The sequence below is a fragment of the Pseudomonas sp. AGC41 genome, assembly GCF_057334555.1.
Window position 1 is genome coordinate 49,542 of record NZ_JBHFJB010000115.1, and the last position, 3,458, is coordinate 52,999.

Genomic DNA, 3,458 nt, shown 5'->3' on the forward strand with positions numbered 1-3,458 from the left:
CCCCCCCCCCCCCCCACAAAAGCTCGCCGTTTTCATGCAATCAATGGGTACGGGCAACCGCAAACTCGCTCAGTTCCACCAGCGCATCGCGGTATTCGCTGGCTGGCAGGGCGTCGAGGCACTTGATTGCGCGGGCAACGTAGTCCCTGGCCAGGGTTGCGGTGTAGTCCAGCGAGCCGGAAGCTTCAACCGCCGCACGGATGCTTTCCAGATCTTCGATCCCGCCTTTCTGGATCGCCTGGCGGACCAGCGCGGCCTGTTCCGGCGTGCCTTCGCGCATGGTGTAGATCAGCGGCAGGGTTGGCTTGCCTTCCGCCAGGTCGTCGCCGACGTTCTTGCCCAGGGTGTCGGCGTCGCCCTTGTAGTCCAGCAGGTCGTCTACCAGTTGGAACGCCACGCCCAGGTGATCGCCGAAGGTGCGCAGGGCTTCGCTCTGCTCGGCGGTGGCGCCGGCCAGGGCGGCGGCGCTGTGGGTCGAGGCTTCGAAGAGCATCGCGGTCTTGCCGCGGATGACTTCCATGTAGGTTTCTTCGGTGGTGCTGGCGTCGCGGACCTTGGACAACTGCAACACTTCGCCTTCGGCGATGATGCGCGTGGCCTGGGACAGGATCTTCATCACCGGCATCGAGCCCAGTTCGACCATCATTTCGAACGAGCGCGAATACAGGAAATCGCCGACCAGTACGCTTGGGGCGTTGCCCCACATCGCATTGGCGGTCGAGCGGCCACGGCGCATGCCGGACATATCGACCACGTCGTCATGCAGCAGCGTCGCGGTGTGCAAAAATTCGATAGTGGCGGCCAGCAGGCGCATGTCATCGCCTTCGCGACCCAGGGCCTTGCCGCACAAAAGCACCAATAGAGGACGCAGGCGCTTGCCCCCGGCCGAAGTGATGTAGTCGCCGATCTTCGATACCAGCGGCACTCGGGAAGTCAGCTGCTTCTTGATGATACCGTCGACGGCGCTAAAATCGTCCGCCACAGCGCGGTAGAAAGCTTGGGGTTGCATCAGCGACAGGCGCTCCAGAAGGGTTGCGCGGCATGCTAGGACCCACGTCCGCAGGTGTCAAGGCGCGACCAGACCCTGTTAAAGCTGCTGCGCTCGCCAATCCTGCGTCAAAAACAGGCTCGGAATGCTCATTTACAGCCTGTAAACTCCGCTTCCTCGCCTGTTTTTTCCTTGTCTTCCCTTCGCTCGCGACGCTTTAACAGTGTCTGGCGGCCACTTGCAAGGCTCTGCCGGCTTGCGTACAATCGCGCACCCTGAACTTCCTGGGCAGCACCTGCCTTACGCAATTGCATCCGGGCCTTCCAGCCCATGCAGCCATGCCAGCCAATACCTCTTCTTATAAAGCGCTGGGTGAGCAGGATTATCGGAGAAATACCATGTCGTACGCAGTAATTGTTACTGGTGGCAAGCAATACAAGGTCGCCCCAGGTGAATACCTGAAGATCGAAAAACTGGAAATCGCTACCGGCGAATCCGTGACTTTTGATCGCGTTCTGTTGGTCGCCAATGGCGACGACGTGAATATCGGCGCTCCAGTCGTTGCTGGCGCTACCGTTGTGGCTGAAGTGATCTCCCAAGGTCGTCACGATAAAGTCCGCATCATCAAGTTCCGTCGTCGTAAGCACCACATGAAGCGTATGGGCCACCGCCAGTGGTACACCGAGATCAAAATCACCGGTATTCAGGCTTAATTCCAGCCTAATTCCTCACTAGGAGAATTGAACTCATGGCACACAAAAAAGCTGGTGGTAGTACCCGTAACGGTCGCGACTCAGAAGCCAAACGCCTTGGCGTGAAGATGTATGGCGGCCAGGCTATCAAAGCGGGCAACATCATCGTGCGTCAGCGCGGCACCCAATTCCACGCTGGCTACGGCGTTGGCATGGGCAAGGATCACACCCTCTTCGCTAAAGTCGAAGGCGTGATCAAGTTCGAAGTAAAAGGCGCCTTCGGTCGTCGTTACGTAAGCGTTATCGCAGCTTAATTGCGAGACCGCTGGAAAAGCCCTGTCTTGCGACGGGGCTTTTTCGTTTGTGGGGTGAGTCTCTTGCAAAACTGTTTGTATGGGCTGTCGGCGCTGCGGTTGGGGCGTGTTTTCAGGTCGCTGCGCTCATTTTTGCAAGAGTCTTATGTCTTGTTTTTTTGGCTCGTCCGTACGGCGAGAGGCGTGTGTCATGAAGTTTGTTGATGAAGTATCGATTCGAGTAAAGGCTGGCGACGGCGGCAATGGTTGCATGAGTTTCCGTCGGGAAAAATTCATTGAAAACGGTGGTCCGAACGGTGGTGACGGCGGCGATGGCGGCTCGATCTACATGCTCGCCGATGAAAACCTCAACACCTTGGTGGACTACCGTTACACCCGGCATTTCGATGCCGAGCGTGGCTCCAACGGCGGCAGCACCGACTGCACCGGCAAGAAGGGCGAAGACCTGATCCTGCGTGTGCCGGTCGGTACCACGGTGATCGATTCCGCCACCCAGGAAGTCATCGGCGACCTGACCAAGGCCGGCCAGCGCCTGCTGGTGGCTCATGGCGGCTGGCACGGTCTGGGTAACACCCGCTTCAAGTCCAGTACCAACCGCGCGCCGCGCCAGACTACGCCGGGCAAGCCAGGCGAGCAGCGTGACCTGAAGCTGGAAATGAAAGTGCTGGCTGACGTGGGTCTGCTGGGTCTACCGAACGCGGGTAAAAGTACGTTCATCCGCTCGGTGTCGGCGGCCAAGCCGAAAGTCGCCGATTACCCGTTCACCACCCTGGTGCCGAACCTGGGCGTGGTCAGTGTCGATCGCTGGAAAAGCTTCGTGATCGCCGATATTCCCGGGTTGATCGAAGGTGCCTCCGAAGGTGCTGGCCTGGGGATTCGTTTCCTCAAGCATTTGTCCCGTACCCGTCTGTTGCTGCACCTCGTCGACATGGCGCCGCTGGATGAAACCGATGCCGCCGATGCCGCCGAGGTCATCGTCAACGAGCTGACCAAATTCAGCCCGGCCCTGGCCGAGCGCGACCGTTGGCTGGTGCTGAACAAGTGCGACCAGATCCTCGAAGAAGAGCATGAAGAGCGGGTCAAGGAAATCGTTGATCGCCTGGAGTGGGAAGGTCCGGTCTACGTGATCTCGGCTATCGCCAAGGAAAACACCGAGCGTCTGTGCCACGACATCATGCGTTACCTGGAGGATCGCGCTGATCGCCTGGCCAATGATCCGGCCTACAAGGAAGAACTGGCCGAGCTCGACCAGCGCATCGAAGACGAGGCGCGCGCCCAGTTGCAGGCGCTGGACGACCAGCGTGCCCTGCGCCGCAGCGGCGTCAAGTCGGTCCATGACATCGGTGATGACGATTGGGACGAAGAGGATGTGGATGACGAAGACGGTCCGGAAATCATCTACGTTCGCGACTGATCTGGTGCTGATGCAGGCCGCTTGAGATCAAAGCCTGTGGGAGCGGGGGG

General features: G+C 59.3%; 4 protein-coding genes. 3 read left to right on the top strand and 1 reads right to left on the bottom strand.

Annotation, left to right across the window (positions count from 1 at the left end; all coding sequences use genetic code 11):
* Positions 1–40: 40 nt before the first annotated feature.
* Positions 41–1,009 carry a polyprenyl synthetase family protein gene (locus tag ACE04F_RS19380; protein ID WP_305498703.1) on the bottom strand — a complete coding sequence of 323 codons (969 nt, stop codon included), beginning with the start codon at positions 1,007–1,009 and terminating at the stop codon, positions 41–43.
* Between the two features lie 377 nt (positions 1,010–1,386).
* Here ACE04F_RS19380 and rplU point away from each other — a divergent pair, with 377 nt between their 5' ends.
* The 3 genes from rplU to cgtA all read left to right on the top strand — a co-directional run bounded on the left by rplU (position 1,387) and on the right by cgtA (position 3,408).
* Positions 1,387–1,701: a 50S ribosomal protein L21 gene (gene rplU, locus ACE04F_RS19385; RefSeq protein ID WP_003176051.1), complete on the top strand. Its 315-nt coding sequence runs from the start codon at positions 1,387–1,389 to the stop codon at positions 1,699–1,701.
* A 35-nt stretch (positions 1,702–1,736) separates the two neighbouring features.
* Positions 1,737–1,994: a 50S ribosomal protein L27 gene (gene rpmA, locus ACE04F_RS19390; RefSeq protein ID WP_003205738.1), complete on the top strand. Its 258-nt coding sequence runs from the start codon at positions 1,737–1,739 to the stop codon at positions 1,992–1,994.
* A gap of 190 nt (positions 1,995–2,184) precedes the next feature.
* Positions 2,185–3,408 carry an Obg family GTPase CgtA gene (cgtA, locus tag ACE04F_RS19395; protein WP_122564944.1) on the top strand — a complete coding sequence of 408 codons (1,224 nt, stop codon included), beginning with the start codon at positions 2,185–2,187 and terminating at the stop codon, positions 3,406–3,408.
* Positions 3,409–3,458 lie beyond the last annotated feature (50 nt).

Bases quoted from the DNA above. Each gene is read 5' to 3' on its own strand.
- rpmA (WP_003205738.1), top strand. From the start codon at position 1,737: ATGGCACACAAAAAAGCTGGTGGTAGTACCCGTAACGGTCGCGACTCA.
- ACE04F_RS19380 (WP_305498703.1), bottom strand. From the start codon at position 1,009: ATGCAACCCCAAGCTTTCTACCGCGCTGTGGCGGACGATTTTAGCGCC.
- cgtA (WP_122564944.1), top strand. From the start codon at position 2,185: ATGAAGTTTGTTGATGAAGTATCGATTCGAGTAAAGGCTGGCGACGGC.
- rplU (WP_003176051.1), top strand. From the start codon at position 1,387: ATGTCGTACGCAGTAATTGTTACTGGTGGCAAGCAATACAAGGTCGCC.